Origin of the sequence: Sphingobium sp. UBA5915 (assembly GCF_002431195.1) — a bacterium.
In the GTDB taxonomy this organism is placed as follows: Bacteria; Pseudomonadota; Alphaproteobacteria; order Sphingomonadales; family Sphingomonadaceae; genus Sphingobium; species Sphingobium soli.
This window is the reverse complement of the sequence record NZ_DJDV01000034.1, coordinates 21488-38239: the sequence shown is the minus strand read 5'-3', so window position 1 is coordinate 38239 and position 16752 is coordinate 21488. Positions and strand designations below refer to the sequence as shown.

Genomic DNA, 16752 nt, shown 5'->3' with positions numbered 1-16752 from the left:
ATCAGATTCAGACCGGAGGCAGGTGCATGACGTCCCTTCACATATTGGCGCGGTATTCCGCTATCATTGCGCTTGCGGCAATGGCCGCCGCTCCCGCCGCTGCGGAGGAGGGAATGTGGACCTTCGACGCCTTTCCCACCAAGGCCATGCGTGACAGCTATGGCTGGGCGCCCGATCAGGCCTGGCTGGACCATGTTCGAAAATCGGCGGTTCGCCTGACGGGTGGCTGCTCGGCAAGCTTCGTTTCAGGCGCGGGACTGATCCTCACCAATCACCATTGCGTCGCCAGTTGCCTGTTCGACAACAGCAGCGCCGACGCCGATCTTCTCGACAAGGGGTTCATCGCGGCGCGGCGCGAGGATGAAAAGGCGTGTCCGGGCCAGCAGGCGGAAATCGTGACCGCCATCGCCGATGTCACCGGAACCGTGCAGGGAGCCTATAAGGGCATGACGGGCGAAGCGCTGACCCGCGCGCGCGACGCCGCCATCGCAAAGATCGAGGCCGATGGCTGCCCGGATCGCAAAACGATGCGATGTCAGGTCGTGACCCTGTTCGGCGGCGGGCAATATAAGCTGTATACCTACCGCAAATATTCGGACGTGCGGCTGGTCTGGGCGCCGGAGGATCGGGCAGCGACTTTTGGCGGCGACCCCGACAATTTCAACTTTCCCCGCTATTCGCTCGATGCCAGTTTCCTGCGCGCCTATGAAAACGGCAAGCCGGTCGTGCCATCCGATCATCTGACATGGAACCCGCGCCCGCCGAAGAAGGATGAGCTGACCTTCGTCGTCGGCAATCCCGGATCGACGGCGCGGCTGTGGACGCAAAGCCAGTTCGCCTTCGAGCGCGAAGTGCGCCTGCCGATCACGGTCGCGATCCTGTCCGAACTGCGCGGGCGGCTGATCGCCGCGATGGACACCAGTCCGGAGAGGCAGCGCGAAGGCCTCGACATGCTGAACGGCATCGAAAATTCGCTTAAAGTCTATATCGGCCGGACCAAGGCGCTCAATGACCCCGACTTTACCGGAAGGCTTGCCAAGGCGGAAGCGGACCTGCGCCAGCGCAGCGGCGGCAATGCCGCGATCGGCGACCCATGGGCGGATGTGAGCGCGGCGGTGCAGGCCTATCGCCCGCTCTATCTTCCTTATCGGTTCATAACGCCATCAAGCGATCTTTATGGTTACGCCGAGGCTCTGGTCATGGTTGCGAAGGAAAGGGCCAAACCGAACGGAGAGCGCCTGCCAGGCTATACCGACAGCGCGCTGCCGCTGCTGGAAAAGCAGATATTGGACAAGCGGCCGCTCTATCCCTGGCTGGAAAAGCTGCAACTGTCCTGGAGCCTGTCCAAGGCGCGCGAATATCTGGGCGTGGACGATGCGGACACGCAGTTGCTGCTGGGCAAGGAAAGCCCCGAACAGCTGGCCGAGCGGCTGGTGTCGCAGACCCGTCTTTCCGATCCCGACTATCGTCGTCAGCTCTGGGATGGCGGGTTGCAGGCGATTGAGGCGTCAAAGGATCCGCTGATTCAATATGCCCTCAAGCTCGAACCGCGCCAGCGCGCTCTCAAGCGCCAAGTGGACGAAAATTATCAGGGACCTCTGACGGCTGCCGGGGGCAAGCTCGCCGAGGCGCGCTTTGCGGCCTATGGCAACGCGCTCTACCCCGACGCGACCTTCACTCTGCGGATCAGCTATGGACAGGTGAAAGGCTGGACCGAACGGGGCAAGGCCGTCCCCTATGCCACGACCATGGGGGGCACATTCGACCGCGCGACCGGGAACGCACCGTTCGACCTGCCGACCGCCTTCGCCGCCAACCGCAAGGCGATCGATCCCGCCACGACCTATGATTTCGTGACCACCAACGACATTATCGGCGGCAATTCCGGCAGTCCCGTCATCGACCGGAGCGGTGCGGTGATCGGCGCGGCCTTTGACGGCAACATCCATTCGCTGGGCGGCAATTATGGATATGATCCGGTGTTGAACCGCACCGTGGTCGTGTCGACCGATGCGGTGCAGGAGGCGCTGGAAAAACTCTATCCCGCGCCCGCTCTGGTCGCTGAACTCAAGGCGCGCTGACGTGGCGCAACCCATTCAAACCGCTGCCTATTGGGACGAGACGGCGGATGCCTACATCGTGGGCGCGGAACCATTCACCGCACAATTTTGCCGCGATGCCGTGGCGCTGGCCGAGATCGAAACAGGCATGTCCCTGCTTGATATCGCGACGGGGCCCGGCGCGCTGGCGCTCGCCGCAGCGGCAGAAGGCGCGCAGGTGACCGCCATCGATTTTTCCGCGACGATGATTGATCGGCTCGCTGGCCGGTCTGATGGACTTGCCATTACGGCGCGGCAGATGAACGGTCAGGCGCTCGATCTGCCCGCAGACTCGTTTGACCGCGTCTGCTCGGTTTTCGGCGTGCCGCTTTTCCCTGATTGGCGGGCGGGCCTTGCCGAAATGGCGCGCGTGCTGCGCCCCGGCGGCCTCGCCGTCCTTGGGGTAGCGGCCAATCCCTATGGATTTGGTCCGAACCAGCTATTGGCGCAGGCGCGGCTGGCCCTATGGCCAGACATTGCGATCGACATGGATATGCCTGGCATGATGGCGCTGCATGAGGGCGATTGCATTATTGCCGCGTGCGAAGCAGCAGGGCTGGCGCACGTCACGCTGCACAGCCGGACTCATGACATTGTGCTGCCAGCGGGCATATTGACCCATGACAGCGCGATGATCGGTTCAAACCCTTTGATCGCCGGGCTGAGCGAAAGCGAGCGCGGCGCCGTCATCGCGCAGGCGCAAACCATGTTGGATCCTTGGCGCGATGGCGATCTCATCCGCATGCCGGGGACGGCGCATCTGGCGGTCGCGACCAAGCCGGGCAATAAGGGGCGAGAAGCCGCATAAGATGGCGCATCGTGACGGAAGGACAGCAAAGATGATGCATAACAACAATTTGAAAGTTTCCTTTCGTCACCGCTTGGCCGGCGCACTATGCCTGTCCCTTTGCGGATGGGTACTGGGGGGCGCCGCAGCGCCGATGCAGCGGCCGCCGCTGACCGACACGATGATGAATGAGCAGGTCAAGGCCTATGACTGGGTTCGCCCGCAGGCCGACTATGTGCGCAAAGTGGTGATGATCCCGATGCGCGACGGGAAGAAGCTCTACACCGTTATCGTGTATCGCAAGGGCGTGAGCGATGCGCCGATCCTGCTGAGCCGCACGCCCTATAATGCCGACAAATCGACCAGCCGCAACCGCAGCCAGAAGATCGAGGAGATCCTGCCCGTAATGGACGCGGAGTTCGTCAATGACGGCTATATCCGGGTCTATCAGGATGTGCGCGGCCTTGACGGGTCGGAGGGCGACTATGTCATGAACCGCCCGCTGCGCGGCCCGCTCAACCCGACCAAGGTCGATCACGCCACCGACGCCTATGACACGATCGACTGGCTGGTGAAGAATGTGAAGGAGAGCAACGGGAAGGTCGGCATAACCGGCTCCTCCTATCTCGGCTTCACGTCGCTCATGGCGTTGATCGACCCGCATCCGGCGCTCAAGGCCGCGGTGCCGCAAAGCCCGATGGTCGACGGGTGGATGGGCGACGACTGGTTCCACAACGGCGCGTTCCGCACCTTCGGCTTCGATTATGACCTGGGCCAGACGGTGAAGAAGGGCGGCGGGGCAGTGCCCAAGGGGACGGGCGACGAATATAGCGCCTATCTGGAGGCGGGGTCAGCGGCCGACTATGCCCGCGCATACGGCCTGCTGGACCTGCCGGTGGTGCGCAAGGTGCTGGAGCATCCCAGCTATGACGCATGGTGGCAGGGGCAGGCGGTCGACAAGCTGCTGGAGAAGAGAAAGCTGACGGTTCCGACCATGCTGGTTGTCGGCCAGTGGGACCAGGAAGACAGCTATGGCGCCCCGGCTGTCTACCGGGCGCTGGAAAAGCAGGACGCGGCCAATGACATGGTCAGCCTCGTCATCGGTCCCTGGCGGCATAGCCAGGTTAATTATGAAGCCCGCGCCCTTGGCCCGTTGCAATGGGAAGGCGACACGGGGCTGCAGTTCCGCACGCGGTACATGAAGCCTTTTCTGGACTGCCATCTCAAATCCAATCCGCCACCATGCACGACCCCTCCCGTGCTGACCTATGCGACCGGCGCAAATCAGTGGGAGGTGTCCCAGCAATGGCCGGCGGGCACGCCGACGCCGCTTTACCTCGGCAGCAATTTCGGCTTGTCCTGGACCAGGCCGGAGGCAGGCAGTGACAGCTATGTCTCTGATCCTGCCAAGCCCGTGCCGATGCTGCCGCGCCCGGTCCATATGCAGGGTGAGGAATGGCGAACCTGGCTGGTGCATGACCAGCGCTTCGTCGACGGTCGTCCGGATGTGCTCAGCTACACAACCGGCACGCTCGACAAGCCCGTGCATGTCAAGGGGGCGCCCAAGGTCGATCTGCGGGCTGCGACCACAGGGCGCGACAGCGATTTCGTCGTCAAGCTGATCGACGTCTATCCTCAGGAGAACTCCGCCAATCCAGCCATGGCGGGCTACCAGCTGGGCATCGGCATCGAGATTTTCCGCGGTCGCTATGTCCACGGCTTCTCCACTCCCGCGCCGCTGGAGCCGGGGAAAACCTATGCTTTCCAATGGTCGCTGCCCAATGTCGACCATGTCTTTCTGCCGGGCCATAAGATCATGGTGCAAGTGCAATCCAGCCTGTTTCCGCTCTACGACCGCAACCCGCAAAGCTGGGTGAACTCGATCATGGAGGCCAAGCCCGAAGACTATATGAAGGCGACCGAGACGATCCACCGGGGCGGCGACGCGGCCAGCGCCGTCTGGCTGCCCATCATTCAAGACTGAACCACCATATGATCGGTCGCGCTGGAAAGTCGTGGATGGACGACATCAGCCCAGCGCGATCAGCCTTCAAACTTCGGACCCTTGTCTCAATGCGCTTTTCCGAAGGGTTTATCCGTGAAGAACTAGCCATAGTGGAAATGACGAAGGCGCTGCTAAAAGGCGCGAACGGGGTCCTGATATGCGCGCGGTCTGGCAAAGACCGCCCGTCCGCCGCAAAGTGCGAGTAATCGCAGTCTTGCCCTCCCTGCCATTCTGAGCAACCAACGCGACGCGAGATTTCCTTCCATATTCCAGCGAAAACAAGCCTTGTACGACGGGCGTGTAACGATATATCGTTTTTGTTGCTGTGGCCGCGGGGGTGCGGCACGGGAGATTCAGACAATGTCCGCCCATCCTATCTTGGTCGTACAAGCGTTGGAACATCGGTATGATAAACGACCGGTTCTCTGTAAATTGGCGCTCGAGCTGAATGAGGGCGAGCACCATCTGCTTCTAGGACCGTCAGGGTCGGGCAAGACGACGCTGATCCATGCTATCTCGGGTTTGCTGGAACCCGATCAGGGTAGCATCATCATTGATGGCCAACCGATGACCGGACAAGGCGCGGCTGCTCGCGACCGACTGAGGCGTGATAAGATCGGGCTTATCTTCCAGTCGCTGAGACTGGTTTCGGCACTGACCGTCCGCGACAATCTGCGCCTTGCGAGCCGTTTAAGTGGGCATCCCGCTAACGACGATAATATAGATGCCCTTTTGGATCAGGTCGGCGTCGGCCACCGGGCTTCGGCCAAGCCGCGGCTGCTGAGCCAGGGCGAGGCGCAGCGGGCGGCGATCGCGCGCGCACTGGTTGGCAAGCCACGGCTGCTGATCGCGGACGAGCCCACCTCGGCGCTGGATGACGACAATGCCCGTCGGGTGGCTTCCCTTCTGCTCGAAACGGCCGACCGCAATGGATCGACCTTGCTCATCGCCACGCATGATGAACGGCTCAAGGCGCTGATCCCGCGCACCGTCAGCCTCGTTCCGGCAGGGACAACGGTCCAATGATCCGCCTTGCCCTCGCTTATCTGCGCGATCGTCCGCTGATGACGGCGCTCAACATTCTGCTGCTGGCGCTGGCGGTGGCCACACTCGTCATGCTGCTGTCGGTCTCGACGCAGCTTGGCGAGCGTTTCGAACGCGATGCGCAAGGGATAGACCTTGTGGTCGGCGCCAAGGGATCGCCGCTTCAGCTGATCCTGTCCAGCATCTACCAAATGGATACACCAACCGGAAATATCCCGCTCGAGAGCGTTGCCCTCCTGCGCCGCGATCCTTCGGTGCGTCAGGCGATACCGCTCGCCATGGGTGACAATTTCCGGGGCTATCGCATCGTCGGCACCGAGCCGTCCTATTTGACGCTACAGAATGCAAAGCTCGCCAAAGGGCGGATGTTCGGCAAGGCGCAAGAGGTGGTGATCGGCGCGCGCGTGGCGCAGGAGCTAGGCATGGATCTCGGCCAGCGCTTCGTCGGATCGCACGGACTGGTCGCGGACGGGGCGGCCGGAGAGCATGAACATTCGCCCTTTACGACTGTCGGCATACTTGCCCCCACCGGCTCTGTTATGGATCGGTTGATCCTCACCCCGGTCGAGAGCGTTTGGGACGCGCATGGCATCGACCACGATCATCATGGCACGCAAGCCCATGAGGGCGAAGATACGGGCCATCACGAGGCCGGCGCGCATCAGGATGAGCACGAGTACGAGCACGAGGCCGCCAGCCTGACAGAACATGAGGAAATGAAGCCAGAAATCACCGCGCTGCTTGTGTCCTACAAGTCCGCTTTCGGCGCGGTGCGCATCCCGTCCATGATCAACCGCCAGACCAACATGCAGGCAGCGGTGCCGGCAATAGAGACCGCGCGCCTGCTCTCGCTACTGGGGGTCGGCATCGATGGGGCGCAGCTTTTCGCCTGGTTGCTCGCAGCGACCGGGGGGCTTTCCATTTTCGTCGCGCTCCTGGCGGCGGCATCGGCGCGTGAGGGCGACCTTGCGCTGCTGCGGGTCATGGGAGCGAGCCGCGTGCAGGTTTTTGGCACGATCGTCGTTGAAGGGCTGCTCATTGCCGCGATCGGCGCCATCGCAGGTCTCGTCCTGGGACACGGCATCCTGGCGCTCGCGCGCGCTAATTTCGCGCAGCTCAGAGACTTGGGCTTTGATCCGCTCGCCCTCCTACCGGGCGAATGGGGCATCGTCCTTGCGGTGCTAGGCATCGGCTTTGTGGCGGCGATAATTCCCGCCATTCGTGTGTTCCGCCTTGATCTCGCGGATACTCTTTCCCGCTCAAGCTAGGAATTTTGACGATGCGCCTTCCGTTTCTGGCCGCGATCCTATTCGCTATGTCCATTCCTGCTGGCGCCGCCATGCAGCTGGGCAAACCGGCGCCAGCGAAAGATGTCTGGCAACCGGCAAAAACGCCGCCGGGCGGCACGCCCTGGTCCCTGTTGCAGCAGACCAAGCTCAACGATCGCACGGACGAAGCGACGATGACGATCTTCACCAAGCCGACATTCCCGGCCGCGGTGAAGGCGCTCAACGGTAAGCAGGTCAAGGTGGCTGGCTGGATGATGCCGCTGGAAAATGGCCGCCAGCAGAAACATTGGGTGTTACTCGGCTATCCCCCAGGCTGTCCGTTTCACATGCACGCGCTGCCGAACCAGTTCATGGAGATCAAAGCCGCGGTCCCCTTTCCGACCGATGAGAGCAAGGTGCATGTGGTTACCGGCACGCTTCAGCTAACCGGCTATGATGAGAGTGGCATCTTCTATCGTCTCGTCAACGCGCGTCCCGGCTGAGACATGATGAACCGCCGCGATTTTGCGCGAAGGGCTGGGGCGAATGGCGGGAACCCAGCTTGACTTCGTCATGTCGGAATATCACGATATCTCATATCTGATCGGAGACATGTGTTGCGCGTCGCAGCTTTATTCTTGTGCCATGTCGTGGCGGTGGCGGTCCTGATCGCGCCGACGGCGGTCGCGCAGCGTCCCGATAATTTGAAACCGTCCGAGTCGGTATGGAAACCGGCCGCCGCGCCGCCAGGAGGCATATCCTGGACGGTGCTTGAATCGACAAAGGAAATCCAGCGACGCCAAACCGGCACGATCTATTCGAAGCCCGCCTTTTCGCAGAAGGTAAAGGCACTCAACGGCAAGCGGATCAAGGTCAGTGGTTATGTCATGCCGCTTCAAAACAGCCCCAAGCAGACGCATTTCGTTCTGCTCGCCTATCCACCTGACTGCCCGTTCCACCTGAATCCTGCGCCCAACCAATTCATCGAGATCAGGACGAATTCCCCCATCGCGGTACGATCGGGCGTTCAGTCCTTTGAAGGACAGCTGATCCTGAGCGGCGAGGACGAAAGTGGCATTTTCTACCAGATGCAGGAGAGCCGCGAGATTTGAGCGGCATTGAAAGGACAAGATCCATGCGTGGTCCAGTTTCAATCATGTTTAAAATGGCATCTGGCGTATTGCTGCTCGTCGCGATGCCGGCGATGGCGTGCGACATGCATGGATATGGCTTCGGGGAAGCGGACATTCTGGCCGCGATTGATTATACTGGCTTGACCTATGAGCAACAGCTCGCGGCGCAGGAGGAAGCGTTGGCACGCTATGACCGAGAGAAGGCGGCCGAGCTGGAAAAAGCCAAGGCCGTGTTCGCCTCACGTTTCAAGGCTGATCCCGCCCCGGCCGAAATGGCGCAACAATAAACCCATTAGGGCGATCTTTGCTGACCCAAATGCGCTATGTGCCTGATCGCAAAGCAAACAGGTCTTTAACGAGCGGGGCACCAGAAGGCAGGATGCTGCAATTTGGGGCGAGCGGTAGCAAAGGCGCCTCCAGCCACTGGCCAGTGCAGATGCAAGGCCCATGCACAAAGCCAAAGCCAAGGGTCGTATTAAAGATTCCCTTCAGGCCATACGCATCCACGGCCCGGTGATAGCCAAGGTCTTGGCCGGACTATAAGCGTTGACATAAAGGGTTCTGCCATCAGGCGAGAAGCAGGCACCCGCAAGCTCGGTCTGTGCGGTCAGGGCGGCCAGCACATAGGTCGCGCCGCCCGGCGTCACGCCGATCAGCCGGTTGGCGACCACCTTGGTATATTGATCCTCGCACACCACGAGATGGCCATTGGGCGCCACCGTCAGATTGTCGCCGAAGTTGAGCATTGCCTTGCCGCGCGATTCGACGAAGAGCTGGAGCCGATCCCCCGACCGTCCGGGCCGCAGCCGCATGATCTGCCCCAATTTCGCCGCGCCCCCCGAAGTGCAGCAGAAGAACAGCTCGCCATCGCCCCAGTGGATCCCTTCGCCCCGCGCGAACCGCAACGCACCCGCCTGATTGCCGCGTTGGCGCAGATCGTCGTCTGGAGCATCGGTCCCATCGAGGTCGATCCAGCGGACAGCCAACCAGTCGCCCTCCACCACGTCGGTGCCGGCCCAGTTCCGGCTGTCGGTTCGCGCGGGATCTAGCAGCGCCAAGGCCTGGAGGCGCCCTCCCGCCATGAGCCTGCCAGGACGATCAGGCACATAGCGGTAGAGCAGCCCATCATCGCGATCCTCGGTCAGATAGACGATACCGGTACGTGGATCGACTGCCGCGGCTTCATGATTGAAGCGGCCCATGGCGCGGATCGGCTGCGGATCGACCAGCCCCCGCGCCGTTGCCGGAACTTCGAACACCCAGCCATGATCCTGGCCGACCCCATTCCCCGCTTTGGTGAGGTCCTCCTCGCAACTCAACCAACTGCCCCACGGCGTGATACCACCCGCGCAGTTGCGGATCGTGCCAGCGAGGCTCAGATGCTGCGAAACTGCCCGGCCGCTCGCATCGTCGATAACGATCGTCGTCGTGCCTCCGGGAAGCGCGCGACCGTCGCTCAGCCGGTCGTAGGCGAGCAGATCGCCCGCCGCCCCGCGCAAGGCGCCCTGGTCGATACCGTTCGGTGAAAGTTCATGGTTGCGCACCAGCGCGTGACGTCCGCCAGGCAGTGCGAAGCAGCCCATGCCGTCGGCACGGTCGGGCACGGCGTGGCCGTCGCTCATAGCCTCACCGAATTGAGAGACAACGCGGTAGGAAAAGCCTGCAGGCAGATCGAGCAATCCGGCAGGGTCAGGAAGGGTAGGGCCATAGCCCGCCGATGGCGTAGCCGCGCCGGTCAAAAGAGACGTGCGTTCAGCGCAGCCCGCGATCGCCAGCCCGCCCAGCGCCGTCGCCATGCTGATCGCAAATCCACGCCGATGCATCTTTGCCGGGGCGCATCTTTCCTCATCCGACATTCGCGCTCTCATTCCAATCCCCGGTTTCGCAGCAGCGCGTCGGGCGACGGCATCCTGCCTCGAAACGCCGTATAGCTTTCGACCGGGTCACGCGTGTTACCACGCTCCAGAATCTCCCGGCGCAGCTTTGCAGCGAGGGTTGGATCAAAGATGTTGCCCGCTTCCGTGAAGGCCTCGAACCCGTCGGCATCCATGACTTCCGCCCAGGTGTAGGCATAATAGCCCGCCGAATAGCCGCCGTCGAAGATATGGCTGAAATGGGCAAGCCGATGCCGCATGCCAATTTCCTCCGGCACGTCGAGATCCTTGAGCTGCGCCGCCTCCCATGTTCGGGCATCGAAATTCGCGGGCAGGCTGGTCAGCGAATGCAACCGCATGTCCAGGATCGCGGAGGAGAGTTGCTGGACCGTCAGATAGCCCTGATTGAATGTCCGCGCCTTGATCAGGGACTGCATCATTGCCTCTGGCATGGGTTCGCCCGCCGCGTTGCGCGCATATTTGCGCAGTACCTGCGGCTGCATCACCCAATGTTCATAGACCTGGCTTGGAAACTCCACAAAGTCGCGCGAGACGGCGGTTCCCGACAGGCTGGGATAGCGCACCTTGCTGAGCAGGCCGTGGAGGCCGTGACCGAACTCGTGAAACAGGGTCTCGGCCTCATCGATTGAGATCAGCGCGGGCTGGCCCGGGGCGGGCGGCACGATATTCTGGTTATTGACGACGATCGCCTGCTCGCCGAACAGGCTATTCTCGTCCCGCAGGCTGTTCATCCAGGCACCCGGGCGCTTGGTCGGCCGCGCGAACCAATCGGCGTAGAACAGGCCGATCTTGCGCCCGTCCGCCTCGCGCAACTCCCAGACCCGCACGCCGTCGGCATAGACGGGTACGTCCTTCCGCTCGTGCGCAGTGATGCCGTAGAGCTTGTTTGTGGTATCAAACAGCGCTGCCACCCAGCCGTCGAGCGGCATATATTGTTTGATCGCAGCCTCATCGAGCGCATAGCGTTCCTTGCGCACTTGTTCGGCATAATAGCGCCAGTCCCAAGGTTCGACCGTGCTGATCCCATCCCTGGCGGCGTGGGCGGTGATATCGCGCAATTCTTCCTTCGCGCGTTCCAATGCGGGGCGATAGACCTTCATCAGCAGGTCCATCGCCGCTTCTGGCGTTTTAGCCATCTGGTCCTCAAGCACGAATTCGGCGTGGCTCTGTGCACCGAGCAGTTTCGCCCGCTTGATCCTGAGCGTGACCAGCTTCGCGATGATGGCATTGGTGTCGTTCGCATTGCCGTTGTCGCCGCGCATTACGAAGGCGCGCCAGATCTGCTCGCGCGCCGACCGATTGGGCGACGCCGTCAAAAACGGCTCCGCGGCCGATCGCGTGGCGGGAAAGAGGTAGCCCCCCTCGCGCCCAGCCGCCTTCGCCGCGATCGCTGCGGCGCGGCGCTGGTCGCCCGGCAAACCGGCAACGTCGTCGGCCGTCAGGAGAACGTCGTTCGCCTTCTGGTCGGCCAGCAGCTTCTGTCCGAATTCAACGCCCAGCTTTGCCAACTCCTCGTTGATCGCTGCGACTTGCGCCCGTGCGGCCGGCTGCAATGCCGCGCCGGCGCGGACGAACTTCTCATGGGTTTCTTCCAGCAGGCGCGCCTGTTCGGGGTCGAGGCCAAGCGTGGCGCGCGCTTTCCACATCCGGTCGACCCGGCCAAAAAGCTTTTGGTCAAGGAAGGTCTCGTTCGAAAGGCGGGTCAGCTTTGGCGTGACGCGCTCCTCGATCGCCTGGATCGCGTCGGTCGCGTCGGCGGACGCGACGTTGAAAAAGACGCTGGCGATGCGGCCGAGCGGGCGACCGGCGCCCTCCATCGCCTCGATCGTGTTGGCAAAGGTAGGCACGGCGGCATTGTCGGAGATGCGCCGATAGTCGGCACGGGCGGCGACAAGGGCGGCATCGAATGCAGGCTCGTAATGCTCTGGTCGGATTCGGTCATAGGGCGGCACCCCGTCAGGGGTCGTCCATTCGCCGAGCAACGGGTTGGTCGATTGGTCAGCCAAGGCGGCGGCCGGTGCAGCGGCGGCGGTGGAGAGCGGGGATATCAGCATGGCAATAGGGGCAGTACAGGCAAGCAGATGCACGTTCAAACTCCAACGATGGGTGATGAAGAGACAGTTGGCAAAGCCAGCGCTGCCTCATGGTCGCCAGTGGCGCGGATATTGGCCTCACAATCCCCGCAATGCCCGTGCAGTTCTACAACGGTCCGCTCGATGGCAAAACCCAGCCGCTGTGCACAATCCTCAAGCCCGGAAATGACCTCCGGATTAGACAGGAGTTGGACCGTATGGCACTGATCGCAGATCATGCATCCGTCGAAGGATTGCTGCCTCAGCATATAGGCTGAAAGCGATTCCACCCGATGGACCAAGCCCCGTTCGATCAGCCGCGCGAGCGTCCGATACACTTGGTTGGGCACGACCGGCCGGCCAACGTCCATGGACCGATGGGAAATGTCGTAGGCGCTGATCGGCCGGTTCGATCGAGCGAGGAGGTCGAGGATGAGCGCGTCCAGATCTTCTGGTGTTCGCCGCACGGGCAAGCGAAATTTACTATCGGCTGTGTGGAGCGAAAGGGGCGCAGCTCGCATGATCACAGCCGCGTAGGATTTGGCAGGCCAGCATAGACTGTCTTCGCGTCAAATGCAGCCTCGCGCTCGATGCGACGCAGTCTGACCGGACTTTTATCCGGGAGCATGTCGAGGTCGACTTCGCGATAGAAGCAGGATCGGAACCCGACGTGGCAGCTTCCCGGCCCATCGATCGTCACCATCAGGATCAGCGCATCCTGATCGTCATCGACCAGCACATGATCGACCCTCTGCCTAAAGCCGCTATGTTCACCCTTGCGCCACAAGGCGCGGCGGCTGCGTGACCAGAAATGCGCTTGGCGCGTCCGTAATGTCCGCTCCAACGCTTCGGCGTTCATATAGCCAAGCATCAAAACCATCTGGTCGTCGGCATTGACGACGATCGCGGGCATCAGCCCTTCCGCATCGAAGCGCGGCGCGAGATCATGGCCGAGTTCGACCTGCTCGACGCCCGTGCGTGCGGCGAACATCGTCATGATCCGATGCTCCCGGAACTGAGGGCGGGCGCGCGGTCGTTGAGCAGATCCTCGACATAGCCCGCCAGCCTGTAGCGTTCGATGCCGCTGGTAAGCAGCGCCAGCGTATCGCGCAGTTCTTCAGCGGGTATGTCGCGCGTGATGAAAACCAGCCGCGTCCTCCTGTCATCCGATGGCCAGGCATCGAGCAGCACCGGTGGATGGAAGATATGTTGGACGCCGTGGATAACGACGGGCTTCGGCTCCCCGATCAGGTTGACGATCCCCTTGATGCGCAGGATGTCTGCCCCCTTGAACATGGTGAGGATCTCCAGCCATCGCTCGAAGCCTTCGGCATCAAGCGGTTCGTCAAACATCAGACAGGTGGCGTGGATATGATCGTCATGGCGGTTCAGGTTTTGATGGTGATGGTGGTCATGCCTGTGATGATCGTCCGTATAAGCCTCGGCCTGAAGCCAGCGTTGGACGTCGTTCGTTTTGGTCGCAGGATCGTAGAGGCCCGCATCGAATAGCGAGCGGGGATCGGCCTCTCCATTGCTGACCGGAATGATCGGTGCGGCGGGATTGAGTGCGCGCAGTCGTTGCTCAATTGCCACTCGCTTATCGCCTGTGACAAGGTCGGTCTTGGTCAGCAGGATGCGATCGGCCATGGCGGCCTGTTTGATCGCCTCCTCCTGCGCGTCGAGCGTCGCCATGGCGGCGGCGGCATCCACCGTCGCGATCACCCCGTCCAGCCGATAGAGCGTCGCCAGGTGGCTATCGGTCATCAGCGTGTGCAAGATCGGCGCTGGATCGGCAAGGCCCGTCGTCTCGATGACCACGCGGTCGAACCAGCATTTGCCCTCGCGCGCGAATCGCCAAGGTGCATCGCGCAGCGTCCGCAGCAGATCGCCGCGGATCGTGCAGCACAGGCATCCGCCCATCATTTCCACCACCAGGTCATCGCTCGACCGGGTGATGAGATCATGGTCGAGGCTGACCGCGCCAAACTCGTTGATGACGACAAGCGCGCAGCGCATCTCCGGCGCATTGACCAGATGATTGAGCAGCGTGGTCTTGCCGCTGCCGAGAAAGCCGGTCAGCACCGACACCGGAATCAGCGACTGGGGACCGGCGAAAAGCGCGCTCATGAAGCGCCCCCGGCAGCAAGTTCGGCGCGGGCCTCAAGAAACCAGGCTTTTACCCGCTCAAGATGGGCTTCTCCCCAGGTTTCGACAAAGCGCACCGTTCCATAATCACGCGGATCGGCGAGCGCCGCGATGCGCGCTTCGAAGAAAGCGGGCGTCAGCGGAATGCGGCACAAGACCGTGATGCAATGTTTCCATTCCTCGTAATTGCGGGCAATAAGCGGCGGTTTCATAAGGTCCGGCTTCCTCTCTGCGGTGCGCCGCTATCATGCATTGACTGCCAGTTGAGGGCATGTCCGATGGCAAGGAGCAGTGCGCCAGCAACAGACAACATGGTTTCCGTGCTCTCGGTGGGCGCCAGCAAAGCACCGAAGGCCAGCAGGCCGAGCCCCGGCAGCGCGATGATCGTTGGCCTGATCCTGCGATGGCGGCGATAGCCGGTCGCCAGGGCCAGGACGCTAGTGGGGACGGCAAGCGCGAGCGCCCAGACATGAAAGTCTTCGGGCATCATGAAAAAGGCGGCGAGGGTCGGCAGCAGGACGATCAAAACAGGCAGGACAAGGCAATGGATCATACAGAGGATCGAGGCGCCGATCGCGATACCGTCAAATAGTCGTTGTCCTTGCGTATTGACGGCCATGCCCGACTCCCATCAGCGCTGGGCATTCCTTGCCCTTGCTGTACTGGAGATGATATACTGTAACATAAAGGTCAAGGGTAAATTATGGCTTCCACTGACAACAGGGCTTTGCCAACTCCCGTTGCCGTGATCGCCGCGACCAGTGTTGTGGTCCTTCAAGTTGACCACATTGTCTATAACCGTCTTCGTGGGATATATGGCGGCGCGGCCGACCATGGGATTTTTGGCCTGCGTGGTCAGGCCCCCGCCGACGATAAGAGAAGAGCGCCGATGCTCGCCACGTGGCGATGAAATGAAAAAGCCATGTCGGGTATGTTCTGCTTCGCGCATTCCCTTCTGCGGGAGATGCGACGAAGTTACGTCATGAGGAGTCAGACGGATGCTCCTGCCGGTCAGATATCGGTGATCTTGCCGGTCAGGATCGGTGTGGAGCTGGGCGCCTCATGCGGGGCGGTCCCGGGATCTTCCAGCGTGATCGCCAGAGTGGCGCCATTTTCGAAGAAGATCTGCATTTCCCGGCTGACGTGGATCGATTTTGTGTCCTGCGCCAGCAGGCCGAGCGATCGTGGCTTGCCGTCGGAAGGGATAATCCAGAGTTCTGGCATCTTAGTCGCCGTCCCGATGGACGTTTGACTGAGTCGCAACGTCCCATGCTGACGATCATAGGCGACACCCAATATCGCGGCACCGCTGGCGTCGGCGAGTTGTGACACGCCAACGCTAGGTGAGCCAGGTATCTTGGCCGGGCGGACCACGAGGAAAAGGGCGAGGCAAGCCGCGATCCCACCGAGTAGCAGCGCCCCGCGACGCCAATGCCTCAGCTGGCGAACGGTCGCATCATTTGCAAGCTGAGGCACTGCACCGATGCGCGCGGCCACCGCATGCCATGCGCGTTCGGGCGCCACCACAGGGGGCACGCTATCCAGCAAGGGCGACAGGCGGATGCTCCACGCATCGACCGCTCGCGCAAAGGCCGGATCGGACAGGCACAGGCGCAGCGCCTCCGCGCGTTCCGTCCCGTCCAGCAGGCCAAGAGCCAGCTCGGCCGCGAGCAGATCCTGTTCGGGCGGCGTGGGTTCAGTCATCACCAAGGCACGCCTTCAATTGCGCGATGCCGCGCCTGACCCAGCTTTTGAGTGTTCCAACTGGCGTTCCCTGATCCTGCGACAATTGCTGATACGTCCGCCCCTCGAGAAACGCGAGGCGGATGGCGCCAGACTGGTCAGCGCTCAGATTCTCCAGACAGGCCATCAGCCGCGCACGCATCTCGACCTGCTCCAGCCGGGTATCTGCCAGAGGCGCATCATCAATGGCCATCATCAGGGTGTCATCCGAGGAGTCTGCATGACGCGTCTCGCGCCGGCACCAGTCGATAGAGGCGTTACGCGCGATCACTGCCATCCAGCTGATCGGACTGGCCTTGGCAGGATCGAACGAACTTGCCCGGCGCCACACCTTCACATAGACGTCCTGCAACACATCCTCCGCAGCCTCCCGATCGCCGCAGATACGCAGGCATATTCCGAAGAGTTTCGCCGAGGTCATGTCATAGATCGTCTTTACCGCAGATGTCTCGCCGGACGCCGCATCCGCCATGGCTTCAACCAGCTGCTGTCGGGCCGCTTGCATTTCGTTTTCGGCCCCATCCTGCATCCGCTGTCCCGCTCCCTTCGGGTTTCATGGAC

General features: G+C 61.9%; 18 protein-coding genes. 8 read left to right on the top strand and 10 right to left on the bottom strand.

Annotation, left to right across the window (positions count from 1 at the left end; translation table 11 throughout):
• Positions 1-26 precede the first annotated feature (26 nt).
• From B2V90_RS04845 to B2V90_RS04810, 8 genes are all read left to right on the top strand, one after another.
• Positions 27-2081: a S46 family peptidase gene (locus tag B2V90_RS04845; protein WP_228222044.1), complete on the top strand. Its 2055-nt coding sequence runs from the start codon at positions 27-29 to the stop codon at positions 2079-2081.
• Between the two features lies 1 nt (position 2082).
• The gene (locus B2V90_RS04840) at positions 2083-2907 is read left to right on the top strand and encodes a class I SAM-dependent methyltransferase (protein WP_228222043.1); all 825 of its coding nucleotides are present in this window, start codon (positions 2083-2085) and stop codon (positions 2905-2907) included.
• Positions 2908-3040: 133 nt separating this feature from the next.
• Complete coding sequence (locus B2V90_RS04835) at positions 3041-4870, top strand: CocE/NonD family hydrolase (RefSeq protein WP_228222121.1); 1830 nt, start codon at positions 3041-3043, stop codon at positions 4868-4870.
• A 306-nt stretch (positions 4871-5176) separates the two neighbouring features.
• Positions 5177-5917 carry an ABC transporter ATP-binding protein gene (locus tag B2V90_RS04830; RefSeq protein WP_293919965.1) on the top strand — a complete coding sequence of 247 codons (741 nt, stop codon included), beginning with the start codon at positions 5177-5179 and terminating at the stop codon, positions 5915-5917.
• Positions 5914-7203 (top strand): ABC transporter permease, encoded by a 1290-nt coding sequence (locus B2V90_RS04825; RefSeq protein ID WP_228222042.1) that lies wholly within the window; start codon positions 5914-5916, stop codon positions 7201-7203. The genes B2V90_RS04830 and B2V90_RS04825 overlap by 4 nt, the downstream gene beginning before the upstream one ends.
• Positions 7204-7214: 11 nt before the next feature.
• Positions 7215-7706, top strand: coding sequence for a DUF3299 domain-containing protein (locus B2V90_RS04820; protein ID WP_228222041.1), 492 nt, complete (start codon positions 7215-7217; stop codon positions 7704-7706).
• 114 nt (positions 7707-7820) lie between these two features.
• A complete protein-coding gene (locus B2V90_RS04815) occupies positions 7821-8315 on the top strand; it encodes a DUF3299 domain-containing protein (RefSeq protein ID WP_266103124.1) in 495 nt (164 codons plus the stop codon).
• A complete protein-coding gene (locus B2V90_RS04810; RefSeq protein ID WP_228222039.1) occupies positions 8312-8623 on the top strand; it encodes a hypothetical protein in 312 nt (103 codons plus the stop codon). Before B2V90_RS04815 ends, B2V90_RS04810 begins: the two co-directional genes overlap by 4 nt.
• 201 nt (positions 8624-8824) lie before the next feature.
• Here B2V90_RS04810 and B2V90_RS04805 read toward each other — a convergent pair whose 3' ends face one another.
• The 10 genes from B2V90_RS04805 to B2V90_RS04760 form a co-directional block, all read right to left on the bottom strand.
• Positions 8825-10192: an alkaline phosphatase PhoX gene (locus tag B2V90_RS04805; RefSeq protein WP_293919961.1), complete on the bottom strand. Its 1368-nt coding sequence runs from the start codon at positions 10190-10192 to the stop codon at positions 8825-8827.
• Between the two features lie 8 nt (positions 10193-10200).
• The gene (locus B2V90_RS04800) at positions 10201-12285 is read right to left on the bottom strand and encodes a M3 family metallopeptidase (RefSeq protein WP_228222037.1); all 2085 of its coding nucleotides are present in this window, start codon (positions 12283-12285) and stop codon (positions 10201-10203) included.
• A 35-nt stretch (positions 12286-12320) separates the two neighbouring features.
• Complete coding sequence (locus B2V90_RS04795; protein WP_266103123.1) at positions 12321-12824, bottom strand: Fur family transcriptional regulator; 504 nt, start codon at positions 12822-12824, stop codon at positions 12321-12323.
• A 2-nt stretch (positions 12825-12826) separates the two neighbouring features.
• The gene (hisI, locus tag B2V90_RS04790; RefSeq protein WP_228222035.1) at positions 12827-13300 is read right to left on the bottom strand and encodes a phosphoribosyl-AMP cyclohydrolase; all 474 of its coding nucleotides are present in this window, start codon (positions 13298-13300) and stop codon (positions 12827-12829) included.
• Positions 13297-14430, bottom strand: a complete 1134-nt coding sequence (locus tag B2V90_RS04785; protein ID WP_228222034.1) for a CobW family GTP-binding protein — start codon at positions 14428-14430, stop codon at positions 13297-13299. Before B2V90_RS04785 ends, hisI begins: the two co-directional genes overlap by 4 nt.
• A complete protein-coding gene (locus tag B2V90_RS04780; protein ID WP_228222033.1) occupies positions 14427-14660 on the bottom strand; it encodes a hypothetical protein in 234 nt (77 codons plus the stop codon). Before B2V90_RS04780 ends, B2V90_RS04785 begins: the two co-directional genes overlap by 4 nt.
• Positions 14657-15067, bottom strand: coding sequence for a MerC domain-containing protein (locus B2V90_RS04775; RefSeq protein WP_228222032.1), 411 nt, complete (start codon positions 15065-15067; stop codon positions 14657-14659). Before B2V90_RS04775 ends, B2V90_RS04780 begins: the two co-directional genes overlap by 4 nt.
• A gap of 12 nt (positions 15068-15079) precedes the next feature.
• A complete protein-coding gene (locus tag B2V90_RS23045; RefSeq protein ID WP_323132799.1) occupies positions 15080-15397 on the bottom strand; it encodes a hypothetical protein in 318 nt (105 codons plus the stop codon).
• A 62-nt stretch (positions 15398-15459) separates the two neighbouring features.
• On the bottom strand, positions 15460-16152 hold the full coding sequence (locus tag B2V90_RS04765; protein WP_228222119.1) for an anti-sigma factor: 693 nt from the start codon (positions 16150-16152) through the stop codon (positions 15460-15462).
• Positions 16145-16696: a sigma-70 family RNA polymerase sigma factor gene (locus tag B2V90_RS04760; protein ID WP_293919956.1), complete on the bottom strand. Its 552-nt coding sequence runs from the start codon at positions 16694-16696 to the stop codon at positions 16145-16147. Before B2V90_RS04760 ends, B2V90_RS04765 begins: the two co-directional genes overlap by 8 nt.
• Between the last annotated feature and the right edge of the window lie 56 nt (positions 16697-16752).